Here is a 23,742-nt window from a genome sequence, read left to right on the forward strand (position 1 = left end):
TAGAACAAATCGGTTTACGTGCTGGGTATACAACAAAATTATCGTGCGACAACCGACAAGTCACGAGCCAATGCAAATTGGATGGATGACAGCATGGACCAATCGGTGAATTTACCGTACAAACCATGCCACAAAAGACAATCTGTGCCTTTGGTTTTGTGCCAAGGCATGGAACCAGAAAAGACAGGAGATCGAACGTGAGTATCGACAGCAAAGAACTTGAAGTACGACGCAAGAAGTTGCTGTTTCGCGGCGGCCATCGCGGCACCAAGGAGAACGATATCCTGATCGGTCGGTTCATGGATGCACACCTTGCGACCCTGTCAGAGGCGCAACTCGAACGTTTTGAAACACTGATGAATGACGTTCCCGATGCCGATTTCTTTAAATGGGCAACGGGTAAAGAACCGGCACCGGAAGATTACGATACCGACGTGCTACACATGATTCAGGAACTGAGCAACGCACGTTAAAACATTGAGCAAATTAAAAGAAATTATTTCGACTAAAGGTCGCAAACGGCTGTGTGGCGTGCCAGAGGGTGCCGACGCTTTGCTGCTGCGTGAATTGCTGGATGCATCGGTAAACAACTCAACAATCCTGCATGTCGTGCGCGATGATAAACGCATGGCCCAGCTTGCGGAGGCACTTGCTTTCTTTGCGGGCGAGGTCGAGGTCTTAACCCTGCCTGCATGGGATTGCTTGCCCTATGACCGGGTTTCGCCGATTGCCGAAGTAACGGCACGCCGTGTTGAAACATTGACGACACTGGCCGAGGATATCAAACCGGCCAGTGGGCAGGGACGTATTGTTCTGGCAACAGCGGCCGCGATCATGCAGCGGGTTCCGCGGGTCGACGTCATGCGGGATGGCAAACTGACCTTTAAGTCAGGACAGGAACATTCGCGCGCCGATCTGACCGGATATTTCGATCGGATGGGCTATAACCGTGCCGAACAGGTTATGGAGCCAGGTGATTACGCGGTTCGCGGTGATATTCTTGATATCTTTGCACCCGGCATGAAAGAGCCCGTGCGGCTTGATTTCTTTGGGGACGAGATCGAAAGTATTCGCCGGTTTGACGTTGAAACGCAGCGTACCGTCGGACGGATCAATGAAATCGCCCTTTTGCCCGTTGGCGAAGTGTTCCTCGATCAGGACAGCATTTCCCGGTTCCGCAGTGGATATCGCGAACTTTTTGGTGTCGTATCGCAAGCTGATCCACTTTATGAGTCGATCAGTAACGGCTTGAAATATGGTGGCATGGAACATTGGCTGCCGCTATTCCACGACGGTATGGACACTGTTTTTGCCTATCTGCCGGATGTAATGGTCAGTTTTGATCATCAATATGGCGAGGTTATCGAAAACCGCCTTGAGATGATTGACGATTATTATCAGGCGCGCCTGAACATAAAGGGCGGCGGGCTTTCGGGGGACAATGTTTACAAACCTGTTCCACCCGAACGGCTTTATCTGGATCAGGCCGAATTTGACCGAATGCTGAATGATCGCACGGTTCTTGAGCTTTCACCCTATTACGAGGAAGAAAGTCCTGAGCGTGCCGTTTTTGATATGGGCGCACGACCGGGACGTGATTTTGGCGATGTGCGGGCACGAGCCGATACCAACCTTTATGACGAGCTACGCGATTTCATTTCTGTCCAGCGTGGGAAAAATCAGCAGGTTGTTATTGCGGCCTATTCTGACGGATCACGTGACCGTATGGTTTCCGTCTTGCGCGAACATGGTGTTGCCAAGGTTGTAACCGCGGAATGCTGGGAAGACATCACCAATGATTTGACACCGGAACAGCTCGCCATTGTTATTCTTGACCTTGAGCATGGTTTCCGCCGCGAAGGCCTTTGGATCCTATCGGAACAGGATATTCTGGGCGACCGCATGAGCCGCCCGGGCGGACGCCGTCGCAAGGCCGAAAACTTCCTGCGGGAAGCATCCGAGATTTCAGAGGGTGACCTCGTCGTTCACCTTGATCACGGGATCGGTCGCTATCTTGGTCTTCGGACCGTTACCGCAGGTGGTGCGCCACACGATTGTCTGGAACTGGAATATGACGGCGGGGACAAGCTTTTTGTCCCGGTAGAAAATATTGAAGTTCTGTCGCGATATGGCTCGGACGAGGGATTGTCGATCCTTGACAAGCTTGGCGGTGTTGCATGGCAAGCCCGCAAAGCCAAGCTGCGCGAACGTATCCGTGATATGGCTGGCAAGCTGATCAAGGTTGCCGCCGAACGCCATCTGCGCAAAGGAGCGGCCTTGACCGCCCCCGAAGGCAGTTATGACGAGTTCTGTGCAAGCTTTCCGTTTGCCGAAACCGAAGATCAGGCGCGTGCCATTCGTGACACGTTGGACGATCTCGCGGCGGGCAAACCTATGGATCGTCTTGTGTGTGGTGATGTCGGTTTTGGTAAGACAGAGGTTGCATTGCGTGCTGCCTTTGCCGCGGTGATGTCCGGTAAGCAGGTTGCGATTGTCGCCCCGACCACGTTGTTGTGCCGGCAGCATTACCTGACCTTCAGGCAACGCTTTGATGGGCTTCCGGTCCGGGTTGAACAACTGTCGCGTCTGGTAACCGGTAAGAACGCCAAACTGGTCAAGGACAACCTTGAAAGCGGACATGTCGATATCGTATGCGGTACGCACGCACTGTTGGGCAATGGTGTAAAGTTCAAGGACCTTGGGCTTCTGATTATCGATGAAGAGCAGCATTTCGGCGTAAAGCACAAGGAACGCCTGAAAGAGCTTAAAACCGATGTTCACGTTCTGACGCTAACGGCGACGCCGATCCCGCGCACATTGCAGCTTGCGCTGACCGGAGTTAAAGAACTTTCGATTATTGCAACACCGCCGGTCGATCGCTTAGCTGTTCGGACCTATATCACGCCTTATGACCCGGTAGTCGTGCGCGAAGCGATCCTGCGTGAACGTCACCGTGGGGGGCAAATCTTCTATGTGTGTCCGCGGGTCAATGAACTTGGACGGATTGCGAAAGAACTTGAAACACTTGTGCCTGAAATCAAGTTTGACGTTGCACATGGCCAAATGGGGCCTCGTGACCTTGAACAGGTGATGACCGATTTCACCGATCGCAAATTTGATTTGTTGCTTGCGACCAACATCATTGAGTCCGGCATCGATGTTCCGAACGCCAATACCATGATCATCCATCGTGCTGACATGTTCGGGCTGGCACAGCTTTATCAGTTGCGCGGGCGTATCGGCCGATCAAAACAGCGTGCATATGCCTATCTGACGTTGCCGAATGGCAAGAAACTCACCGCAACGGCGCTGAAACGACTTGAGGTCATGCAGACGCTTGACAGTCTTGGTGCCGGTTTTAATCTTGCCAGCCATGACCTTGACATTCGTGGGGCAGGGAACCTGCTTGGCGAGGAACAATCCGGCCATATCAAGGAAGTAGGGATCGAACTTTATCAGCAAATGATCGAAGAAGCCGTGGCAGAAGCCAAGGGAGAGATCGAAGCCGATGATGCGACATCCTTCGTCCCGCAGATCAATGTTGGAATGCCGGTTCTGATACCGGATCGCTATGTGCCTGATCTTGGTGTGCGACTTGGCCTGTATCGTCGTATCTCGGAATTACGTTCACGCGAGGAAGTCGATCAATTCGCCGCCGAGATGATTGACCGGTTCGGCAAATTGCCGAAGGAAGTTGAAAACCTTCTGGATGTGGTCATGATCAAGCAGTGGTGCCGGACATCGAATATCGAAAAACTTGATGCCGGTCCGAAAGGTGCGCTGATCACGCTACGCAATAACGAATTTCCGAACCCGGCCGGTCTGGTTGGTTTTATCCAGCAACAGGTTGGCGTGGCACGTTTGCGTCCGGATCACAAGATCGTCTATGCCGCTGGTTGGGATGGTCCGACAGACCGTCTGGAGGGTTTGAAGCGTCTGATGCGTCGTCTGGCCGATATTGCGGCAAAGGCATAAATAAAAGGCGGGTCCGTCCGGAAACGGTACCTGCCTTTTTCTTTCCGAATGAGGCGCATATCAGACGGGTGTTTCTTCCTGGCGCGCCAGACGGATCATACGTTGCAGGATATCGGGTTCCTGTGCCCCGGACAGAGCATGGCGGCTATTAAACAGGAAGCAGGGCACACCGGTTACCCCCATTTGATGGGCGACACGGTTTTCCTGCGATACGAATTCACGATCCATATCACCACCAAGATAATCAAGGATTTCGTTTCTGTCCTCGCCATGGGAGACGGCAATTTCGGACAGAACGTCATGATCGCCAATATCGCGTCCATCAAGGAAGTAAGCGGTGAACAGGTCTTCAACAAGATCGTTGCCGACGGCGGGACGTTCGGCACAAACCTTATAAATCAGACGATGGGAATCTGTTGAGTTTGGTGTCAGGCGAATGGCATCAAAGTTGAAGTCGATCCCAACGGCTGCCCCTGCAGCTTCGATCGCCTTGTAGACACGGGTTGCACTTTCAGTGCCACCGAATTTGGCGGAAAGATACAATTTCCGGTCAATGCCACCATTTGGCATATCGGGGTTTAACAGGAATGGACGCCAGGTAATCGGCATGTGGTCCAATTGCTCGCGCGCGAGCGCCTTTTCCAGCCGTTTTTTGCCGATATAGCACCAGGGACATACCGTATCGATGATCGCCTCAATCCGGATCGCCGCCATCGATGCTTCGCTATGTCCAAGTTGCCAGTTCATGTTTTATCCATTCAGGAAAGAAGTACCCGCCGCAAGTGGCGCAATACCAAGATGGTCTGCAATGGTTTGACCGATATCGGCGAAACTGTCGCGCATGCCAATCGGACCGGGTTGAATGGCAGGACCAAACGCCATAATCGGCACGAACTCACGTGTGTGGTCGTTGCCGCGCCATGTCGGGTCACAGCCGTGATCCGCGGTGATAATGACAAGATCGTCCGGCTTTAAAACCGCACGCAGTTCGGGAATCCGGGCATCGAATTCTTCAAGTGCGTTGGCATAGCCGGGTACATCACGACGATGGCCGAATTCCATATCGAAATCGACCAGATTGGTGAAAACGATGCTGTTATCAGGGGCCTGATCAATTTCGGTCATCATGGCGTCAAAAAGGGCCATATTGCCCGATGCCTTGACCTTTTTTGAAATGCCGCGCTGCGCATAGATATCTGCAATTTTACCCACCGATATGACTGTCCCGCCAGCCTCGCTAAATTTATCCAGCAGGGTTGGTTTATGCGGCGGAATGGCAATGTCGCGGCGGTTTGCCGTTCGTTTGAAATCAGCAGGGCTGCTACCCACAAACGGGCGTGCGATAACACGGCCAATATTGTAAGGCGCAACCAGTTTAAAGGCGATCTCGCAAACCTCGTACAACCGATCCAGGCCGAAATGCTCCTCGTGGGCGGCAATCTGAAACACGCTATCGGCCGAGGTATAGCAAATCGGCATGCCGGTTTTGATGTGTTCTTCACCAAGCTCGGTAATGATCGTCGTGCCAGACGCATGACAATTGCCCAGAATGCCGGGCAGTTTTGCCTGTTCGATCAGGGCATCGGTTAGCTCCTTGGGGAAGGTCGGGACTTCAAGTGGAAAATAACCCCAGTCAAAATCAACAGGAACACCGGCGATTTCCCAATGTCCGCTTGGCGTATCCTTGCCGCGGGACAGTTCTTTGGCGTGGCCATAGGCCCCGATGATCGCCCCCCCATGCTCAAGCCCCGGCGGAACACGACCGGTTGCATCCCTGGCAGCTTCGCCAAGGCCCAGTGCCGTCATGTTTGGTATGTTCAGGGTACCTTTACGAATATCATTGTCTGCCAGCCCCTTGGCGCAGTTTTCTGCAATATGACCTAAGGTGTCCGATCCCTGATCACCGAACTTGGCCGCATCCGGGGCTGCACCGATACCGAAACTGTCTGCAACAATGATGATGGCGCGCGCCATTTCGTCTTCCTTCAGCTGTATCTGCCATTCGTGCTGATTGGCAGATAGTCATTATTCTCAGTAGTTGCCAGTCGTTCTGGGTACCGATGCCGGATCAATACCGCAAGTTTCCAACAAGGCTGTCAGGACCCCGCTTGCACCGAAGCGGAACGTTGCAGGCTCTGCCCAGCCTTCACCCATGATCTCGTCCGCAATGGCAAGAAAGAGTGCTGCGTCATCGGTCGTTTTGACACCGCCAGATGCCTTGAAACCGCAGGCAAGGCCATCTTCCTCGCGGGCGTCGCGGATGGCTGTGATCATTGCCACCGCGGCCTCGGGCGTTGCGCCAACCGGCACCTTCCCGGTCGATGTTTTGACGAAATTCGCACCATGCTTGATCGCAAGGCGGGCTGCGTCATAAACCTTTGAAAGATCGTCAAACTCGCCACTTTCAAGGATAACCTTCATCGTCGTCATCGGGCCGCAAGCCATGCGGGTTGCCTCAATCACATCAATGACGGTCTGAATGTCCCCGGCAAGAAAAGCTTTGTAAGGCAGAACCAGATCAACCTCGTCCGCACCCTTGGCAACCGCGTCAGCGGTTTCGTCGCCGACACGCTGCGCATTGGCGCCACCAGCTGGGAAATTGACTACGGTTGCGGTTTTAACGCCGCTTTGTCCCAGTGCCCGCCATGCGGTTTCGACGAAAGGGGCGTAAACGCAAACAGCGGCAGTATTGCCTGCTGGGCTTTGTGCGCGATCACACAGTGCTTCGATCTTTTCGACCGTGTCATCGTCATTCAGACTGGTCAGATCAAGAACAGAAATGGCCAGACGCGCGGTATCCGCATCGCTTTTTGCGGCAGCTTTGGCAGCTGTAATGACTTCTGAAACAGAATTCAGGTCGAACATGTCGGTATCCTTAAAACGCGCAGGACGCGAAGTGTTGAGATCGGCATGAATTATACCGAACTCTTGCTATCGCGTCCTCTAAAGAAGGTCAACGGGCGGTCAGCAGAAGTCCTTCACGCCCCGGCAGAACGTCTGCCCCGGCCACCGAGCACAGCAAACCACCCGGCACCACAAGGCGCCCACCAACGCGGGCATACATGAAACCATCCGTGCGGCTGGAAAACGGTGTTTTGTCACCGGTTTCGCAATCAAGAACATAACCCAGTTCCTGACCTGCCTTGACATGCACGCCGGCATCAACGGAAAACACGATCATCCCGCCATGGGTTGCCGTTACGCGATCAACGCCAGCAAGTGGCGTTGCTGTGCATTTTGCCTCGGGCAGGGGACCGGGATCGCCCCCGATAACACCGCGACGTTGCAGAAAGGCAAACAGGTTCTTGGCATCCTGGCTGGCAAGGTGATCATAAACATCCTGTTCACCGCGCAATTCAATTGTTGTTGAGAGCGTTGCCATTGGGATAGGGAACTTGTCACCATAGACACGACGCAGTTCGACCCACGGGCGGCTGAAAGCTTCGTCGAACGGGTTCGCACCGCTTTCTTCGGCAATCAGACATGCTTCCGCACCGATTTGGGCAGAAAGGTCTGCTGCGTCCGGCCAGCTGGAATCGCTCGTGTAAAGGTGCATTGCAGCTTCCCAGTCGCAATGCAGGTCAAGAACATAGTCTGCATCAATTGCGAGTTCCGCCAGCGTCAGACGCAAATCCTCAAGGTCGGTCAAGGGCCCGGCATTAACGCGATGCTCTTTGATCAGTCGGCGAAGTGCGGCACGCACACATTCGACGTTGGCATCGGGATCCTGACCAAGTTTCCCATCAACTGCAGCAATAAGTTCCTTGCACAGGTCAGGATAGTGCCGGTTGAAGTTCTGGCCGGTGCGCATTTCAAAGCGACCAAGCGGCTTCATGTCAACATATTGGGTGAAACCGATCGGGTTGGCGAATGGCACAACAACGATTTCCCCCTTGATCTGGTTGTTTTCTTCGGCCGTTTTCAGAAGAATTTCCAAATGGTGCAGGGCGATAACTCCGGGCAGTTCATCGGCATGTAGTGCTGCCTGAAGATAAGCTTTCGGTCCTTTGCCGGTGGTGCCGTAGCGACGGACGGTAAGCGCGCGGGCAGTACCCATTTGCGGGCGAAGCAGTTCAATGCGTTCCTGTTGCATGATATTCCTGTGGGAGTTGGTGGCGGCATTAGAAGCAACTCTGGCAACAACAGGTGAGGCAGTTGCCAGAAATACTCATGTCCCGAACGATCAATGTTTGTGGTTTCTCGACATCGAACAGCCCGAGACTTGACTGGAAATCAGATATGTCCACCGGCTTTCGCAATAGTGGATTTGTTTTCTTTCCGGTTCTCGTTCCGGCGCAGGTATTTTTCAACACCCTTGAAGCCAAAGGTCAGGACATAAACGATAATCAGATAGATCACGCCTGCCGAAATGAAGGCTTCATATGGCAATGCGGTACGCGCAACAATTTTGCGGGCGGCACCGGTCAATTCCATCATGGTCACCGTTGATGCCAGCGATGTTGCCTTAAGCGTAAAAATCACATCGTTGGTATAGGCAGGCCAGATGATCTGCCACATACGCGGGAAGATGATCCGGCGATAAATGGTGGCAGGCCGCATGCCACACGCGCGTGCAGCTTCAATCTCGCCATTCGGAACGTTCTGGATACCACCACGCATGATCTCGGCCATATAGGCCGCCGTATTCAGGACGAATGTCAGCAGGCAGTACCAGTAGGGATCACGCAGATAGGTCCAGGACCAGTGATCCTGTATGCCTTCAATGTTGGCGATAAGTTGCCCGCAACCGTAATACATCATGAACAGCTGTGCGATCAGCGGCGTACCGCGAAACACATAGATAAACGCAAAGGGCAGGGCCTGAACCCAAATAAGCTTTGAAACACGGGCGATGGCAAGCGGGATGGCAATCAGTGTGCCAAATACAACAGAAACCGCCAACAATTGCAGTGTCAGAAGGAAACCCTGCCACAGCCAGCTATCATATTTGGTCAGGACGTATATCAGATCTTCAAACATCGATTACGCCCTCGCAATGCCGCGGGAAGCCCGCTTTTCCAGTCGGTTGAAGACGAACAGCGATACAGTGGTAAAAGCCAGGAACATCGCCATTGCAACCAGATAAAATGTAAAGGGCGCTTTTTCTGTCCCTGCACCAACCGCCGCTTTCCGCAGGATTTCCTCGACACCGACGACTGAAATCAGGGCCGTATCCTTGATCAGAACCTGAAACAGGTTATTCAGCCCGGGCAGGGCGAACCGCCAGAGTTGCGGTAACTTGATACGAAGGAATATTTGCGCTGGTGTCATGCCGCACGCAGTTGCTGCTTCAATCTGGCCAACCGGAATGGATTGCATGGCTGCGCGAAATACTTCAGAGGCGAATGCACCCTGAACAAGAGCAAGTGCCGCCACGCCCGACCAGAATGCCGGGATATCGACACGAACAGCTTCACCGCCAATAAGCTCGGCAAGGTTCTGCACGGCAATCGTGCCGCCAAAATAGATCAATAAAATAACCAAAAGCTCGGGAATGCCACGGATAATAACGGTGTAGCTTTCCCCGATTATCCGCAAGCTCCGGTAACGCGACAATTTTGCCGAAGCGCCCAGCAAACCGAGAATAATCATGAATGGCAGCACGGTCAGGCAAAGCTGGACTGTCACAAGCCCACCTTCAAGCATCTGCCAACCGCGGCCGTATAAATCAAACATGGTATCTCCTGCAAACCTTCATGCCACATCAACGTCGGGCAATAAGGGAAGGGCGGCACACTGGTGCCGCCCTAAACTGCCTTCCGATCAATTCGGGTGCAGGTTGATTTCTTCGAAATATTTTTTGTTGATTTCCTGATACGAACCATTGGCAAGCATTTCGGCCAGTGCCTTGTTCAGGATTTCTTTCAGGTCCTGATCTTCTTTGCGAATGCCGATACCGGCACCTTCGCCAAAGAATTCTTTAGGCGCAAAAGTTTCCGACACGAAAGCATAGCCTTTGCCCTCATCGGACTTGACCCATTCAACGAGAACACCGGAATCGGCCAGTGTTGCATCAATGCGGCCAGCCGTAAGATCAAGCAGAGCGTTGTCCTGCGTGTCATACATACGAATTTCGGCGTTCGGGAAATTGTCTTCGAGGAAAGCAGAGTGAGTGGTCGAGCGCTGAACGCCGATCACGAGACCGTCAAGCGCGTCTTCAACAACTGCGCCATCTTTCCATGCCTCCACAGACATTCCTTCCTTACCAACAAATACCGCCGGCGTGGTGCTGTAGTAATTGGTGAAGTCGATGGAGCGTTTACGCTCTTCGGTGATCGACATCTGGGCGATAATCGCATCATATTTTTTTGCCAGCAGACCCGGAATGATCCCGTCCCAGTCCTGGGCTACGATTTCACATTCGATACCAGCCGTCTCACAAAGTTTTACCGCGAAATCGACGTCAAACCCCTGCAGTTTGCCATCCTTGTCGACATAGTTGAACGGAGGATATGCACCTTCAGTCGCAATAACGACCTTTTCCCAGGCTGCACTTGCTGCCGATGCACTCAGTGCTACACCTACGGCTGCTGCGGTCGCAACCTTGATCCAGTTTTTCATTCATAGTCTCCCTTGTTGTTGAGAACAGGCCGTATCGACACTGTCCTTGTCGGTCGGTTCTTTCGCGGAACCAGCCCTTCCACATCAGAAATCACGCTGAAGGAATTGCTTCATACGTTCTGATTTTGGATTTTCAAATACCTCTTTCGGCTCTCCAAACTCTTCCACCAGTCCCTGATGGAGGAACATGACGTGGCTCGATACTCCTTTGGCAAAACCCATCTCGTGCGTAACGACCAGCATCGTACGGCCTTCTTCGGCAAGGTCGGTCATGACCCGAAGAACTTCCCCTACAAGTTCAGGATCAAGCGCGGACGTCGGCTCGTCAAACAGCAGAACTTCAGGTTCGATTGCCAAAGCGCGGGCAATTGCGGCGCGTTGCTGCTGCCCGCCGGAAATGTGGCCGGGATAATAGTCGCGGCGTTCATACATGCCCACTTTGTGAAGCAGAGCATCGGCACGTTCGACGGCTTCTTTTTTCGGAATGCCAAGAACATGCACCGGCGCTTCGATCACATTTTCCAGAATGGTCAGGTGGCTCCAAAGATTGAAGCTTTGAAATACCATAGCCAGTTTGGTGCGAATGCGTTGAAGCTGTTTTTTGTCGGCCGGTTCCTGACTTCCATCTTTCAGGCCGCGCATCTTGATCAGTTCGCCATGAACATGCACGGTGCCGGAATTCGGTGTTTCAAGAAGGTTGATGCAGCGCAAAAAGGTACTTTTGCCAGAACCGGATGAACCGATGATCGAAATAACGTCACCGGTATTCGCGGTCAGATCAATACCTTTGAGGACTTCATGCTCCCCAAAGCTTTTGAACATCCCTTCGACCTTTAGGGCGGGTATGTTTGTGCTCATATCGAGATAAAGAGTCCCCTGTTGAAAGTTCTTGTTGTTTCGGGCCTGCCCGATCCGCACCAAATCGATGCTTCACCCCTTTGGACAATCCGAATCACATTCTTCCCCTGAATAATTGCCTTTCCGGGCACTGTAATTCTACTGATTTTTTGCAGTTATATGAAGAAAACAGCCCTCTCCGCATTATATTTGGCCGGGGTTGGGAAACCTTAGCAAATATACTGCTGTCCTAAGTGTTTTTACGCAATAAAAATTCCCAACATTTCCGAGAGTGCCGAATCACACTTGGTCTTGGCGCAAATTTTTGCACCTGAACGTGGCATTTTAGTTTTCGACCATTTTTGCAGCAACCGGAGAGTAAGCAAAAGGCCCGCACCGTGATCAATGTACGAAGCGGGCTTTGATTGTTGCTCCGGCTCAATTATCGCGAACTGTTTTGAGGAAGCCAATCACTTCCTGGCGAAGCTTTCCGGCCAAAGCCTGCATTTCATTTGACGATTGCAAAAGAGCGCGGGCTTCGTCGCTGACCATGGTTGAAGCATCGGAAACGGCTGATACATTCCGGGACACATCCTGCGTTCCCGAAGCGGCGCGTTGCACACTATCCGCAATTTCCTGCGTTGCAGCTCCCTGTTGCTCGACAGCGGCTGCTATCGCATTGCAGAACTCGTTAATCCGTTCGATTGTTGTGGTGATATCGCTGATTTCCGTTACGGAGCGGGTAGACGAAGATTGAATGCCATCAACCTGTGTCTGAATGTCGCCGGTTGCCTTGTCTGTCTGATTGGCAAGGGATTTCACTTCGCCTGCTACCACGGCAAATCCTTTGCCGGCATCTCCGGCACGCGCAGCTTCGATGGTGGCGTTCAGAGCCAAGAGGTTTGTCTGCCCAGCAATATCCTGAATTAAGCCGACAACCTTTCCAATCCGTTCTGCTGCATCGGCAAGCTCCGTGACGGTCTGGCTGGTGTTATTCACGCCTTCAACCGCCATGCTTGCAACCTGGATGGACTGCGTAACTTGCGCACCTATTTCTCTGATCGCGGCTGATAGCTCTTCGGTCGCGGCTGCAACTGTTTGAACGCTTTCGGTCGTCTGGGCTGCGGCCTCGGAAACAGCGGATGCCCGCGCATTGGATTCTTCTGCGCTCGCCGTCAGCTGTTTGGCAACGTGCTGGGTTTGCTCAGACGCATGTGCGACAGTTTCAACAATAGAAAGGACATTTTTTTCAAAGCTGTCCGCCATTTGACTGAGTGCCCGCCTGCGTTCCTCGGCCAACCTCTTTGTCAATTCCTCATTCTCTTTGGCGAGGCGCTCCATCTCGATTGCATTATCCTTGAACACAACGACGGCAGCAGCCATTGAACCGATTTCATCCTTAAGTTCAGTTCCGGGGACTTCAACACTTCGATCCCCATTTGCAAGACGCGTCATGGCATCTGTCATGCTCAGAACTGGCCTGGATACCCATTGGCGTACCAGAACGCCCATAAGTCCCATTATCGCAAGAACCGCAACAATAGCGGTGATAATCGCTGTCTGTCGGAAATTTGTAAGTGATGCATAAGCAAGGTCGCGATCGATGGCAAAACCAAGATACCAGCTTACAGCGGGCAGGCCTTCGACCTTGAAGAAAGTGAAAATTTGATCACCAGTGCCATTCAGGACGTCATCCATACCTTCTCGAACAGTCGGGGTGCTCTGCGGAAAGGCTTCCGCCATCGGCTTAAGCGTGAAATTGGCATCCGGATGGATCAGGATGGTTCCCTGATCATTGACCAGAAACCCATATCCAATCCCGCCCAGATCAACGCTGCGCACCAGCTCTCCCAGGGTGGTGATGTCAAGATCACCACCTACGACACCAAGAATTTTCCCATCAGAAGAAACCGGTGTGGTTACTGTAACAATCAGTTTTCCGGTTGATGCATCGGTGTATGGCTCTGTTAGCGTGCTGCCACCAGCGGCAACCGCGTCCGCATACCATGGTCGTTTGCGCGGATCGTAATCGGCAGGCAATTCATCCGGGGGAAACATCAGCATCTCGCCCGATGCGCTACCAAAATACGAGAACATGAATGTATCAGCGAGGGCAGGGCGACTGACCAGATCCTTCACACTGTCACTGTCATTTTTCTGCGCAATATTTTGACCTAGGCTTTCTACAAGCAACTTCCGGCCATCAATCCAATTTGCGATCCCGGTTGTTGCCAGAGAACCCGTTTCAACCAGTTTGGACTGAAGTGACGCCTGAATCGCAGATTTTTGTTGAAGGTCGAAATACAGAATGAATGCCACAAATGTGGTCACAACAATCAATGCCGCAGCCAAAAGAATACGGCTGCCAATGTTCAGTGACATCAGGTTTTCTCCGGTGATACGCTCGCCCTGTTTGTATCAGGTTGGCATCATGTAATCCGGTTACAAGAGCACTCAAGTGCCCGAAATATTGATAAAAGGCGTGTAAATTTATCTGGCTGAATTGTGTGATTGAGTTGAACCGGTTTAGACGTGCAAGTAAGCGCCATGACAAACACTTGTCTTGGCGTGGTTCAACATTCGACAACTGATCAGGGAGGTGGCGGAGAGACAGGGATTCGAACCCTGGGTACCCGTAAAGGCACGCCGGTTTTCAAGACCGGTGCATTCAACCACTCTGCCATCTCTCCGCATTGTGGTGGCGTTTATCGCCCTGCGCGCCCTCAATAAATTGCCGGGCTGCACCTGTCAATATGTCAGTTTCTGCTTTGCAAAGTTTCTTGCGTACCCAAATTACGCGAAGGTTCGTGCCAGACATTTAACAAGTCTTAACGTGTGGGGCGGTATCAGCAATATGCAGAACTCAAAACAAGTATATCAGCCTGGTAAAGCATTAACCGGGAACGTCAAACCAAACCGGCACGAGGCGAGCAAAATGAATTATCGGACCATCTGTACTGTGGCTTCAATTATCGGCATGCTCGTGACGGTTTCACCAGCTTTCGCCCAGACCAATACGGACGAGTTGCCAGCCTTTACGACCGAAGGCTTTGATGCCTGGCTGGCTGATTTCAAAAAAGATGCGGCATCAAAGGGCATTTCCCAGTCGACACTGGATGTTGCCTTTGCCAATACGCAACCAATTCCGAAAGTGATTGAGTATGATCGCAGCCAGCCAGAGTTCAAACTGACATTCGAGCAGTATCTGCAACGGGTTGTGCCGCAGTCACGTATAAATGAAGGTCGGCGTAAATATGCCGAAAACCGTGCAATTATTGATGCCGCTGCCAAAAAATACGGTGTTCCGGGACATTACTTGACCGCATTTTGGGGCATTGAAACCGGTTTTGGGCGTCATACTGGCGGATATTCTGTCGTTGATTCGCTTGCAACCCTTGCCTTTGAAGGCCGTCGGGCAGAGTATTTCCGCACGGAATTGATCAATGCGCTCAAGATTATTGACGCAGGCCATATCGCGCCTGAAAAAATGGAAGGCTCTTGGGCCGGAGCCATGGGACAGGCGCAATTTATGCCTTCCACTTTCCTGAACTATGCCCGTGACGGAAACGAAGACGGAAAGATTGACCTTTGGGGGGCCAAAGAAGATGTTTTCGCATCTGCAGCGAACTATCTATCAACGGTTGGCTGGAAAGCCGACGAACGGTGGGGCCGCAAAGTCAGTATTCCTTCTGACCTTGATAAATCAGTTACTGGACGCGAAATTCGCAAACCGATCAGTGAATGGCAGAAACTTGGTGTTCGTATGCCGGATGGGTCCAGTCTTCCTGCTGCTGACATGGAGGCGTCAATTGTCATCGTAAATGACGGTGCCGGACCTGCTTATATGGTTTATAACAATTTCCACACCATAATGCATTGGAACCGGTCGACCTATTTTGCAATTGCAGTTGGTACACTTGCTGATGCGATCGCCGGTCGTTAATTGCTTTAGCCGATCATACGCGGTTCACTATCTGGACGGGAACAACTGAATGCCGAAAAACGTGCGCAAGGCGTTTATGCAGGGCTGGAATAAAGGGCGTTGGGCTGCTGGTGCACTTGCCATTACCGTTTTATTGGCCGGTTGCGCCGAAACGCAGCTTGCTGTCCATGGAGTTAAACGTATTGGCGGTGCACAACAGCAGCAGCCGGTACAGGTTGGTACCTATAAGGTTGGTAATCCTTACGAGATTGCCGGGCAGTGGTATTATCCCGCTGCTGACTATGAATACAAGGAAACCGGTATTGCTTCCTGGTACGGCCCGAAATTCCATGGCAAGAAGACCGCGAATGGCGAAATCTTTGATCAGTACGAGGTATCTGCAGCCCACCGTACACTTCCAATGCCAAGTGTGGTACGTGTGACCAACCTTGAAAACGGACGTTCGCTTAAGGTGCGCATCAATGATCGCGGTCCGTTTGCGCACAGTCGAATCATTGATATGTCCCGTCGTGCCGCTCAGTTGCTTGGTTTCGAGCAGAAAGGCACAGCCAAAGTCCTGGTTGAAGTCATCGAAGATGAAAGCCGCCAGATCGCGGCCATAGCCCAAGGAAAGGCTGCCCCGGCTGTGACTGTTGCCGAGCAGCAAACGGTTTCCGCGGCACCGCGTGATACGGTCGAAACCGTTAGTCTGGATAATGACGGGCCGATTACCGACAGCGGAGAACCGACGAAATCGACCATCAAACTAACCCCGCCGACAGACGGTGGGGCATCACAGGCTGTTTCGCAAACGCCTCTTGATGGCACGGTGGAAGAAAGTGCGGTTGTTCGTGTGGAGCCGGTTTCGCCGTCTTCGATCTATGTGCAGGCAGGCGCATTTTCGGTTTACGATAATGCACTTAACCTTCGGAACCGGTTATATGACATGGCCCCGAGCAAGATAGAGCCGGTCGATGTCAAGGGGACAACCTTTTATCGCGTTCGACTTGGACCATTAAACACCGTTCCCGAAGCGGACATTCTGCTCGAACGGGTAATCGCGACAGGACAGAATGGCGCGAAAGTCGTTGTGGAATGTGCTGACGGCGCTTTGCAAAACAGTGTTTCCGGTTGCTAGGGTTTATCTGGTCACGATAGTTCGGATTTTGCAGAAAAGTTGAAGCGGTTGCACAATTTTGCCGGATTTGCGACATAGAGACCGATCTTATCCCGCCGAAAAACAGGGCGGTATGACAGTTAATTTAAAGAACAAGGTTAGGACGTTATGAGTTTGATGCCGCCAATTCCGTTCAAAACGAAACTGAACAGGGTAGTGGCCGGGGCCGCGATATTTGGTTCTGCCATGGCGATGTCCCTGACCAGCGTGCACGCGCTTGAGACGACCGCGCGCGAAGCTTATTTGATGGATTATGACACCGGCACTGTTCTGCTCGACAAGAACGGGGATGTTTTAACTGAACCTGCGTCGATGACCAAAATGATGACGGTTCACTTGTTGTTCGAGCGGATCAAAAGCGGCAGCGTATCGCTTGACGATACATTCCACGTCAGTGAAAAAGCATGGCGCAAAGGTGGATCGAAAATGTTCGTCGAAGTGAATTCCGACGTTTCGGTCAATGACCTGCTGCATGGTATTATTGTTCAGTCTGGGAATGATTCTGCTATCGTTGTTGCAGAAGGGCTTGCTGGTACCGAAGAGGCATTTGCCGAGGAAATGACCGCCGAAGCGCGCAAGATCGGTATGACGAAGTCTGTTTTCAAAAATGCGACTGGCTGGCCGGACGAAGGGCATCTTGTTACGGTGCATGATCTGGCAATCTTGGCCCGTGATACCATTAAGAACTTCCCCGAACTTTATAAACTCTATGCGGTGAAGGAATTCACCTATAACGGAATCCGCCAACCGAACAGAAACCCTTTGCTGGGTACCAGTGCCGGCGTTGACGGTATGAAAACCGGTCATACGGAAACAGCAGGCTATGGATTGACGGCAACCGCGGAACGCGATGGGCGTCGTCTTATTCTTGTCGTTAACGGTCTTGGTTCTGTGCGCGAACGCAGAACAGAGTCACAAAAACTGCTGGATTGGGGATTCCGCGAGTTTGACAATTATGACCTGTTTGATGCAGGCGAAGTCGTCAGCAGCGCGAATGTCTGGTTGGGGGCAGAAACCAAAGTCGATCTGGTCACCGATCAGGATATCCTTTTGACGCTGCCCCGCACGAACCGTGACGATATGAAAGTTTCGGTCGTTTATGAAGGCCCGATCCCGGCGCCGATTACCGCAGGGCAGCAAGTCGCAACGCTGAAGGTTGAACTTCCCGGTAACGAACCACATGAATTCCCGCTTTACGCCGCAACCGAGGTTGATCGTCTTGGTTTCATCGGACGCATCGGTGCGGCAATCAAATATCTGCTGTGGGGAGCGAACGGTTGAGTTCGGTACCGGGTTTGTTCATCAGCTTTGAAGGTGGTGAAGGTAGCGGCAAGACAACCCAGATACGCCGACTTGAAAGCTGGTTTCGCCAGCGCGGACGCGAGGTTGTCGTTACGCGCGAACCTGGCGGCTCCCCCGGTGCGGAAGAAATCAGAAACCTGTTATTGACCGGTGACCCCGGACGCTGGGACGCCGTGACCGAAGCCCTGTTGATGTTTGCGTCGCGCCGAGATCACGTGGAACGGACCATCCGCCCGGCTCTAGCAGAGGGTAAGGTTGTTTTGTGTGACCGCTTTGCTGATTCTTCGGTTGCATATCAGGGATTTGGGCATGGTCTTGGCGCCGAGTTCATCAGCAATCTTTGGCAAATCGCGATTGATGGTTTCAAACCTGATCTGACCCTGATTTTCGATCTCTCGGTAGAGGTTGGTTTGGAACGGGCAGGGGCGCGGTTTGCCAATATCAGTGCAGCAGAAGACCGTTTCGAGCGTATGGGAACGGAATTCCATCAACGGCTTCGAAACGGTTTCATTGAAATTGCCCGGAAAAACCCGGAACGGTGCGAAATTATCGATGCAAACGGTGACATTGATCTGGTTTGCGAACGGATGATTTCGGTTGTTTCAACCAGATTATCCGGACGGGGGATTTGATCGATGGCCGTTGAAGAACAAGAAGAAGAGGGTGCGTTTCCGGTACCTCGGCGCAATGCCCATTTTGTTGGCCATATCGACGCGGAACAAACGGTCCTGGATGCCTGGAATAGCAAACGCATGCACCATGCGTGGCTGCTGTGCGGGCCGCGCGGTGTCGGGAAGGCAACTTTGGCCTACCGCATGGCGCGTTTCGTTCTTTCCGGTGGTGGCGATCAGGGGGGCGGGCTGTTTGGCGACGTCCCGAAAGGTCTGCATACCGATCCGGAAAATCCGGTTTTTCGTCGTGTTGCAGGCGGCGGGCACGGTGATCTCAAAGTTATTGAGCGCCAATATGACGAAAAGAAAAAACGCCTTCAGGGTGAAATTACAGTCGATAGCGTCCGGACGGTCGGGAGTTTCATGTCAAAAACCGCCGCAGAAGGTGGTTGGCGTATCGTGATCGTTGATGCAGCCGACGAGCTGAACCGTAATGCTGCCAACGCAATTCTGAAGGTTCTGGAAGAACCGCCACCCAATGCAATGATGATCCTGATCGCCCATCAACCCGGCAGGCTATTGCCGACCATCCGGTCGCGGTGCCGCCGTATGAACCTTGGTGCGCTTGAGGATCATCAGGTCGTTGAATTGCTGGGCCGTTATTGTCCGGATATTGATCTGGGGGATCGTGATGCCTTGGCCGGTTTGGCCGAGGGCAGCATTGGCCGGGCTCTGCAACTGCATGATGTTGGCGGGCTTGAACTTTATAACGAAATGGTTCGTCTTTTGGCTGCACTGCCAGATGCAGACGTGCTGGCACAACATAAATTCGCCGAGCGGTTTTCCCCGGCTGATCGTGATGCTGCCTTTGCCACGGTAACCGATCTTCTGCACTGGTGGTTGGGACGTCTGATCCGATTTGCCGCAACGGGGCAGGCACCACGCGAAGTCATTGAAGGTGAATTGCCCGCCATGCAACGCATGGCTGCTGCGCAACCGCTTGATCAATGGATTGAGGTGTGGGAAAAGATCAGCGAATTGATGAGTGCCGCGCGTGGATTGCATCTTGATCGCAAACAGGCTTTGCTGAATGCATTCTTCATGCTTGAAGAAACCATGCGGAACTGAAACGAGCACCAATCAACCGAAATTATGACCATAACGGCCCATTTCGGGCCGTTTTGTTTCACGACTTGCGCGAAGGATTTGCGATCATGACCGGGCACAAACAGCCCTATTACATCACAACACCGATCTATTACGTCAATGACAAGCCGCATATAGGTCATGCCTATACCACGCTTGCATGCGACGTGCTGGCCCGCTTCAAGCGCCTGGACGGTTATGACGTGATGTTCCTGACCGGAACTGATGAACATGGTCAGAAGGTTGATAAATCGGCCGCGGCCAAGGGCATTGATCCGCAAACCTTTACCGATCAGGTTTCGCAGAATTTCCGCGATCTTGCCGTGCATATGAATTACTCGAATGATGATTTCATCCGCACGACCGAAGAACGCCACAAAAAAGCCTGTCAGGCGCTTTGGAATACATTACTTGAAAAGGGCGAGATTTATCTTGGCTCTTACGACGGCTGGTATTCCGTTCGCGATGAGGCGTTTTACGGTGAAAAAGAGCTGATTGAAAAGGACGGTGAGAAAGTTGCGCCGACCGGCGCCCCCGTCGAGTGGGTTTCCGAGCCGAGCTATTTCTTCAAGCTGTCTGCCTGGGGTGATCGTCTGCTGAAATTCTATGACGACAATCCCGATTTTATCGCCCCGCAGTCACGTCGCAATGAAGTGATCAGCTTCGTGAAAGGCGGTATGCATGATCTGTCAGTATCGCGGACCAGCTTCAAATGGGGGGTGCAGGTACCAGGTGATGTAGACCATGTCATGTATGTCTGGCTTGATGCACTGACCAACTATCTGACCGCTATCGGTTATCCGGATGCGGACCCGGCCAAGCTTGAAAAGTTCTGGCCTGCCGATCTGCACATGGTTGGCAAGGATATCCTGCGTTTCCATGCCGTTTACTGGCCTGCATTCCTTTTGGCGGCCGACATTGCACCGCCCAAACGTGTTTTTGCGCACGGCTGGTGGACCAATGAGGGGCAGAAAATCTCGAAATCACTGGGGAACGTCATTGATCCCTATGATCTGACGGATCGCTACGGGCTGGATCAGACACGTTATTTCCTGCTGCGCGAAGTCCCGTTTGGCAACGATGGTGACTTCTCTCATCGGTCGATGGTAAACCGCATGAACAGCGAACTGGCCAATGATCTCGGTAATATGTGTCAGCGCGTTCTTTCGATGATCCATAAAAACTGCGATGCTTCGGTACCGACCGCTGGTACGTTCACCGATGCCGATCAGGCCATTCTGGGCAAGGCATATGGGATGCTTGATACCGTGCGCCCGCTATTTGACGCACAGGCATTCCACAAAGGCATCGAAGCGATCTGGGAACTGGTCGGCGATGCAAACCGGTATGTTGATGAAATGGCCCCCTGGGGCCTGAAAAAAACAGATCCGGCACGAATGGAAACGGTTCTGTATGTCCTGGCCGAAGTCATTCGCCATGTCGGTATCCTGGTACAGCCGCTGATGCCGGCATCTGCTGCAAAAATCCTTGATCAGCTTGTTCTGCCGATCGATCAGCGCGGATTTGAACAGCTTGGCGCAGACCACGCCTTGGTCGCAGGGACCGATTTGCCAAAGCCGGAAGGCGTATTCCCGCGCTATGTCGAAACCGAGGACGAAGGAGAGAAGGCATGAATGTCGCGCTCGTCGACAGCCACTGCCATCTGGACTATCCCCAGTTTTCCGAAGACCTTTCGGGCACGATCGCGCGTGCCCAAAAGGCTGGCGTTGGCATGATGGTCAGTATCGGCGTAAAGCTGTCGACATTTGAAAATGTTCGCGCGGTTGCCTCCAAAGCAGACCATATTTATTGCACGATCGGCGTTCATCCGCATGAAGCCGGCGAGGAGGGGCTCTCATCGCCTGATCGCCTGATCGAAATGGCATCTGACCCGAAAATCATCGGTATCGGTGAAAGCGGTCTGGATTATTACTACGACAACGCCCCGCGGGACGCGCAGCGTGAAAGCTTTCGTGCACATATTGCAGCCTGCCGCGAAACCGGTCTGCCACTGATCGTTCATACGCGTGATGCAGATGACGACACCATGGATATCCTCGATGACGAATATGAAAAAGGGCCGTTTACCGGCGTCATTCACTGTTTCTCGAGCTCGGCAGCACTGGCGCAACGAGCGCTTAAGATCGGTTTCTATATTTCCTGCTCGGGCATTATAACCTTCAATTCGGCCCGGGAAATTCAGGCAGCGGTCGCCGACGTGCCGCTTGATCGTTTACTGGTGGAAACCGATGCACCGTATCTCGCTCCGGTTCCCAAACGCGGCAAACCAAACGAACCAAGTTATGTTGCCCATACAGCCGCAAAACTGGCCCAAATCAAGGGTGTCAGCCCGGATGAAATAGCCCGTGCGACCACGGATAATTTCTTTGCTCTGTTTACCAAGGCGGACCGGAAGCATCTTCTGTCGCCTGAGGCAGGCGTATAGTGACGAAAATCACCATTCTGGGCTGCGGATCATCAAACGGTGTCCCATCCGTTGGCTTGGGTTGGGGAAAGTGCAATCCGGAAAATCCGAGGAACCGGCGTCTGAGAAGCTCGATCCTGATTGAGCAGGCGGGCAAAAAGATACTTGTCGACGTTACGCCGGATTTTCGCGAACAGGCATTGCGCCATGATATCAACCATATCGATGCAGTGTTGTTCACCCATGCACATGCCGACCACGTGCATGGCATAGACGAACTTCGCTGGATCAATGTCGCTATGCATGGTCCACTGGATATCTATGCGGCAGCCGAAACCATTTCGGACATTGACCATCGCTTTGCCTATGTGTTTGAACCTTTGGCCGATGGCATTGACTTCTACTATAAGCCAGTCTTGGTCCCGCATGTCATATCCGGGGCATTGGAAGCCGCAGGGGTCCCAATAACCGTTTTTCGTCAGGATCACGGTTATGGCGAGACGCTGGGTTTCAAGGTTGGCAATTTTGCCTATTCAACGGATGTGGTCGATTTCCCGGAAGAATCACTAGAACATCTTTACGGGTTAGATGTCTGGGTCGTTGATTGCCTGCGTCATAAACCACATGCCACGCATGCTCATCTGGAGAAGGTGTTGGAATGGGTTGCGGAATTCAAACCCAAACAGACTTACTTCACCCACATGAGCATTCTGTTTGATTATGACGAGGCAATGCGCGATACGCCCGATCATGTCGAGCCTGCATATGATGGTCTCATTATAAATGTGGACTGAAGGCTAGAAAATCTGAAGAGGACAATAACGGGCAATCTGATATCACAGAGGGCGGTATTTCGCATACCATTAAGTTCTATAATATATATTATGACAAATTATTTGTTATTTAATTCCAGCATGTTATTCGAATTTCAGCTTCGGTCATAGTGACGCGTATCGAAACTTATATTGATCAGCGCACAACAGTATGCCCGGATTCACGGGAGCACGAAACAAGCCTTGGCTTCTCGGTTGCACTGGCGGCGACCCGCCATGATAAATCTCCGGAGGAAATGGCAGCAAGCATACCGCACGCCATTAATACACTGTTGGCATCTGGGCCCTTTGGAAACACTTTTATAATGCAGGAATTTTTCGTTATTTCATGGTCTTGTGGCATAATCATCAAGTTTTTGATCATAATTTTTAGGTTCTTGGAGGCTCGGCCACCTTCTCTACAATGACCTCGTGATCCAGCAAAGGTGCGGCATCATAATCGCTGGCATCCATCATCCCGGAAACACGCTGGAGTGCTGCGATTAAAAAGCTTTGCTCCCATTCCTCCAGCGCCTTGAATTTATCAGAAAACCGGTCATGCAGTGCCATAGGCGCGCGATCAAGGACATTGCGACCATGGTCAGTCAGTTGAACAAATACCTTGCGCTTGTCCGTGTCCCCTCGCGCGCGCCTCACCAAATTCATGGCCTGAAGCTTGTCAACCAATGCCGTAGCCGATGCTTGGGCAAGATTGACCTTGCCGGCGATTTCCCCAACGGTCATCTCTCCGAATTCTTCCAGGGATTGCAGGACAATCAGTTGCGATGTCTTGAGCCCTGTGACCTTGCCCAGCTTTTTGGCGTGAATGTCGCTGGCACGCAGAATCCGACGAATTGAAATGAGCGCTTCGTGCAACTTATCCATGCTGCAGTTCCGATATTTGTTGTTTTGATTTCACTGAAGTAATAGCCGTCAAACCGGTGGCCTGCAACGTTTTCCGCTCAATTTCCATA

The 23,742-nt window shown here is 52.3% G+C and carries 20 protein-coding genes and 1 tRNA gene; 10 read left to right on the top strand and 11 right to left on the bottom strand.

Annotated features, from left to right (window positions below; genetic code table 11):
- The first annotated feature begins 197 nt into the window (after window positions 1-197).
- Together R1T41_RS18265 and mfd are read left to right on the top strand one after the other, a co-directional pair.
- The gene (locus tag R1T41_RS18265; protein ID WP_317338394.1) at window positions 198-473 is read left to right on the top strand and encodes a succinate dehydrogenase assembly factor 2; all 276 of its coding nucleotides are present in this window, start codon (window positions 198-200) and stop codon (window positions 471-473) included.
- 4 nt (window positions 474-477) lie between these two features.
- Window positions 478-3,975: a transcription-repair coupling factor gene (mfd, locus tag R1T41_RS18270; RefSeq protein WP_317338396.1), complete on the top strand. Its 3,498-nt coding sequence runs from the start codon at window positions 478-480 to the stop codon at window positions 3,973-3,975.
- A 60-nt stretch (window positions 3,976-4,035) separates the two neighbouring features.
- Here the strand turns inward: mfd and R1T41_RS18275 are convergent, their stop codons facing one another.
- The 10 genes from R1T41_RS18275 to R1T41_RS18320 form a co-directional block, all read right to left on the bottom strand.
- Window positions 4,036-4,722: a DsbA family oxidoreductase gene (locus tag R1T41_RS18275; RefSeq protein ID WP_317338398.1), complete on the bottom strand. Its 687-nt coding sequence runs from the start codon at window positions 4,720-4,722 to the stop codon at window positions 4,036-4,038.
- Window positions 4,723-4,725: 3 nt separating this feature from the next.
- Complete coding sequence (locus R1T41_RS18280) at window positions 4,726-5,949, bottom strand: phosphopentomutase (RefSeq protein WP_317338399.1); 1,224 nt, start codon at window positions 5,947-5,949, stop codon at window positions 4,726-4,728.
- A gap of 57 nt (window positions 5,950-6,006) precedes the next feature.
- Window positions 6,007-6,840: a deoxyribose-phosphate aldolase gene (deoC, locus tag R1T41_RS18285; RefSeq protein WP_317338401.1), complete on the bottom strand. Its 834-nt coding sequence runs from the start codon at window positions 6,838-6,840 to the stop codon at window positions 6,007-6,009.
- An 88-nt stretch (window positions 6,841-6,928) separates the two neighbouring features.
- A complete protein-coding gene (locus R1T41_RS18290; protein WP_317338402.1) occupies window positions 6,929-8,068 on the bottom strand; it encodes a M14 family metallopeptidase in 1,140 nt (379 codons plus the stop codon).
- Window positions 8,069-8,208: 140 nt separating this feature from the next.
- Window positions 8,209-8,955 carry an ABC transporter permease gene (locus R1T41_RS18295; RefSeq protein WP_197468238.1) on the bottom strand — a complete coding sequence of 249 codons (747 nt, stop codon included), beginning with the start codon at window positions 8,953-8,955 and terminating at the stop codon, window positions 8,209-8,211.
- 3 nt (window positions 8,956-8,958) lie between these two features.
- Window positions 8,959-9,651 carry an ABC transporter permease gene (locus tag R1T41_RS18300; RefSeq protein WP_062948862.1) on the bottom strand — a complete coding sequence of 231 codons (693 nt, stop codon included), beginning with the start codon at window positions 9,649-9,651 and terminating at the stop codon, window positions 8,959-8,961.
- Window positions 9,652-9,738: 87 nt separating this feature from the next.
- Window positions 9,739-10,536: a lysine/arginine/ornithine ABC transporter substrate-binding protein gene (locus tag R1T41_RS18305; protein ID WP_062948861.1), complete on the bottom strand. Its 798-nt coding sequence runs from the start codon at window positions 10,534-10,536 to the stop codon at window positions 9,739-9,741.
- Window positions 10,537-10,620: 84 nt separating this feature from the next.
- Entirely contained in the window at window positions 10,621-11,382 is a 762-nt protein-coding gene (locus R1T41_RS18310) for an ABC transporter ATP-binding protein (protein WP_348772122.1), read from the bottom strand.
- A 429-nt stretch (window positions 11,383-11,811) separates the two neighbouring features.
- Window positions 11,812-13,755 carry a methyl-accepting chemotaxis protein gene (locus tag R1T41_RS18315; RefSeq protein ID WP_317338405.1) on the bottom strand — a complete coding sequence of 648 codons (1,944 nt, stop codon included), beginning with the start codon at window positions 13,753-13,755 and terminating at the stop codon, window positions 11,812-11,814.
- A 218-nt stretch (window positions 13,756-13,973) separates the two neighbouring features.
- Window positions 13,974-14,063, bottom strand: a tRNA-Ser gene (locus R1T41_RS18320).
- Here R1T41_RS18320 and R1T41_RS18325 point away from each other — a divergent pair.
- The 8 genes from R1T41_RS18325 to R1T41_RS18360 all read left to right on the top strand — a co-directional run bounded on the left by R1T41_RS18325 (window position 14,036) and on the right by R1T41_RS18360 (window position 22,750).
- Window positions 14,036-15,316, top strand: a complete 1,281-nt coding sequence (locus tag R1T41_RS18325) for a lytic murein transglycosylase (RefSeq protein ID WP_317338407.1) — start codon at window positions 14,036-14,038, stop codon at window positions 15,314-15,316. The genes R1T41_RS18320 and R1T41_RS18325 overlap by 28 nt on opposite strands.
- Before the next feature lie 49 nt (window positions 15,317-15,365).
- A complete protein-coding gene (locus tag R1T41_RS18330) occupies window positions 15,366-16,433 on the top strand; it encodes a septal ring lytic transglycosylase RlpA family protein (protein ID WP_317338409.1) in 1,068 nt (355 codons plus the stop codon).
- 147 nt (window positions 16,434-16,580) lie between these two features.
- Complete coding sequence (locus R1T41_RS18335) at window positions 16,581-17,753, top strand: D-alanyl-D-alanine carboxypeptidase family protein (protein WP_297014566.1); 1,173 nt, start codon at window positions 16,581-16,583, stop codon at window positions 17,751-17,753.
- Window positions 17,750-18,406, top strand: coding sequence for a dTMP kinase (tmk, locus tag R1T41_RS18340; RefSeq protein ID WP_317338411.1), 657 nt, complete (start codon window positions 17,750-17,752; stop codon window positions 18,404-18,406). The genes R1T41_RS18335 and tmk overlap by 4 nt, the downstream gene beginning before the upstream one ends.
- A 3-nt stretch (window positions 18,407-18,409) precedes the next feature.
- A complete protein-coding gene (locus R1T41_RS18345; protein WP_317338413.1) occupies window positions 18,410-19,513 on the top strand; it encodes a DNA polymerase III subunit delta' in 1,104 nt (367 codons plus the stop codon).
- An 86-nt stretch (window positions 19,514-19,599) separates the two neighbouring features.
- Window positions 19,600-21,165, top strand: a complete 1,566-nt coding sequence (gene metG, locus R1T41_RS18350; RefSeq protein WP_317338415.1) for a methionine--tRNA ligase — start codon at window positions 19,600-19,602, stop codon at window positions 21,163-21,165.
- Window positions 21,162-21,977: a TatD family hydrolase gene (locus tag R1T41_RS18355; RefSeq protein WP_317338417.1), complete on the top strand. Its 816-nt coding sequence runs from the start codon at window positions 21,162-21,164 to the stop codon at window positions 21,975-21,977. The genes metG and R1T41_RS18355 overlap by 4 nt, the downstream gene beginning before the upstream one ends.
- A complete protein-coding gene (locus R1T41_RS18360; protein ID WP_317338419.1) occupies window positions 21,977-22,750 on the top strand; it encodes an MBL fold metallo-hydrolase in 774 nt (257 codons plus the stop codon). The genes R1T41_RS18355 and R1T41_RS18360 overlap by 1 nt, the downstream gene beginning before the upstream one ends.
- A 408-nt stretch (window positions 22,751-23,158) precedes the next feature.
- Here R1T41_RS18360 and R1T41_RS18365 read toward each other — a convergent pair whose 3' ends face one another.
- On the bottom strand, window positions 23,159-23,653 hold the full coding sequence (locus tag R1T41_RS18365) for a MarR family winged helix-turn-helix transcriptional regulator (RefSeq protein ID WP_062948840.1): 495 nt from the start codon (window positions 23,651-23,653) through the stop codon (window positions 23,159-23,161).
- Window positions 23,654-23,742 lie beyond the last annotated feature (89 nt).

This window comes from Thalassospira lucentensis (assembly GCF_032921865.1).
Lineage (GTDB): Bacteria > Pseudomonadota > Alphaproteobacteria > Rhodospirillales > Thalassospiraceae > Thalassospira > Thalassospira lucentensis_A.

What these genes read in the sequence shown, in the direction of transcription:
- R1T41_RS18275 (WP_317338398.1), bottom strand. Translation starts at nt 4,722, where the DNA reads ATGAACTGGCAACTTGGACATAGCGAAGCATCGATGGCGGCGATCCGG.
- R1T41_RS18280 (WP_317338399.1), bottom strand. Translation starts at nt 5,949, where the DNA reads ATGGCGCGCGCCATCATCATTGTTGCAGACAGTTTCGGTATCGGTGCA.
- deoC (WP_317338401.1), bottom strand. Translation starts at nt 6,840, where the DNA reads ATGTTCGACCTGAATTCTGTTTCAGAAGTCATTACAGCTGCCAAAGCT.
- R1T41_RS18290 (WP_317338402.1), bottom strand. Translation starts at nt 8,068, where the DNA reads ATGCAACAGGAACGCATTGAACTGCTTCGCCCGCAAATGGGTACTGCC.
- R1T41_RS18295 (WP_197468238.1), bottom strand. Translation starts at nt 8,955, where the DNA reads ATGTTTGAAGATCTGATATACGTCCTGACCAAATATGATAGCTGGCTG.
- R1T41_RS18300 (WP_062948862.1), bottom strand. Translation starts at nt 9,651, where the DNA reads ATGTTTGATTTATACGGCCGCGGTTGGCAGATGCTTGAAGGTGGGCTT.
- R1T41_RS18305 (WP_062948861.1), bottom strand. Translation starts at nt 10,536, where the DNA reads ATGAAAAACTGGATCAAGGTTGCGACCGCAGCAGCCGTAGGTGTAGCA.
- R1T41_RS18315 (WP_317338405.1), bottom strand. Translation starts at nt 13,755, where the DNA reads ATGTCACTGAACATTGGCAGCCGTATTCTTTTGGCTGCGGCATTGATT.
- R1T41_RS18330 (WP_317338409.1), top strand. Translation starts at nt 15,366, where the DNA reads ATGCCGAAAAACGTGCGCAAGGCGTTTATGCAGGGCTGGAATAAAGGG.
- R1T41_RS18335 (WP_297014566.1), top strand. Translation starts at nt 16,581, where the DNA reads ATGAGTTTGATGCCGCCAATTCCGTTCAAAACGAAACTGAACAGGGTA.
- R1T41_RS18345 (WP_317338413.1), top strand. Translation starts at nt 18,410, where the DNA reads ATGGCCGTTGAAGAACAAGAAGAAGAGGGTGCGTTTCCGGTACCTCGG.
- metG (WP_317338415.1), top strand. Translation starts at nt 19,600, where the DNA reads ATGACCGGGCACAAACAGCCCTATTACATCACAACACCGATCTATTAC.
- R1T41_RS18355 (WP_317338417.1), top strand. Translation starts at nt 21,162, where the DNA reads ATGAATGTCGCGCTCGTCGACAGCCACTGCCATCTGGACTATCCCCAG.
- R1T41_RS18365 (WP_062948840.1), bottom strand. Translation starts at nt 23,653, where the DNA reads ATGGATAAGTTGCACGAAGCGCTCATTTCAATTCGTCGGATTCTGCGT.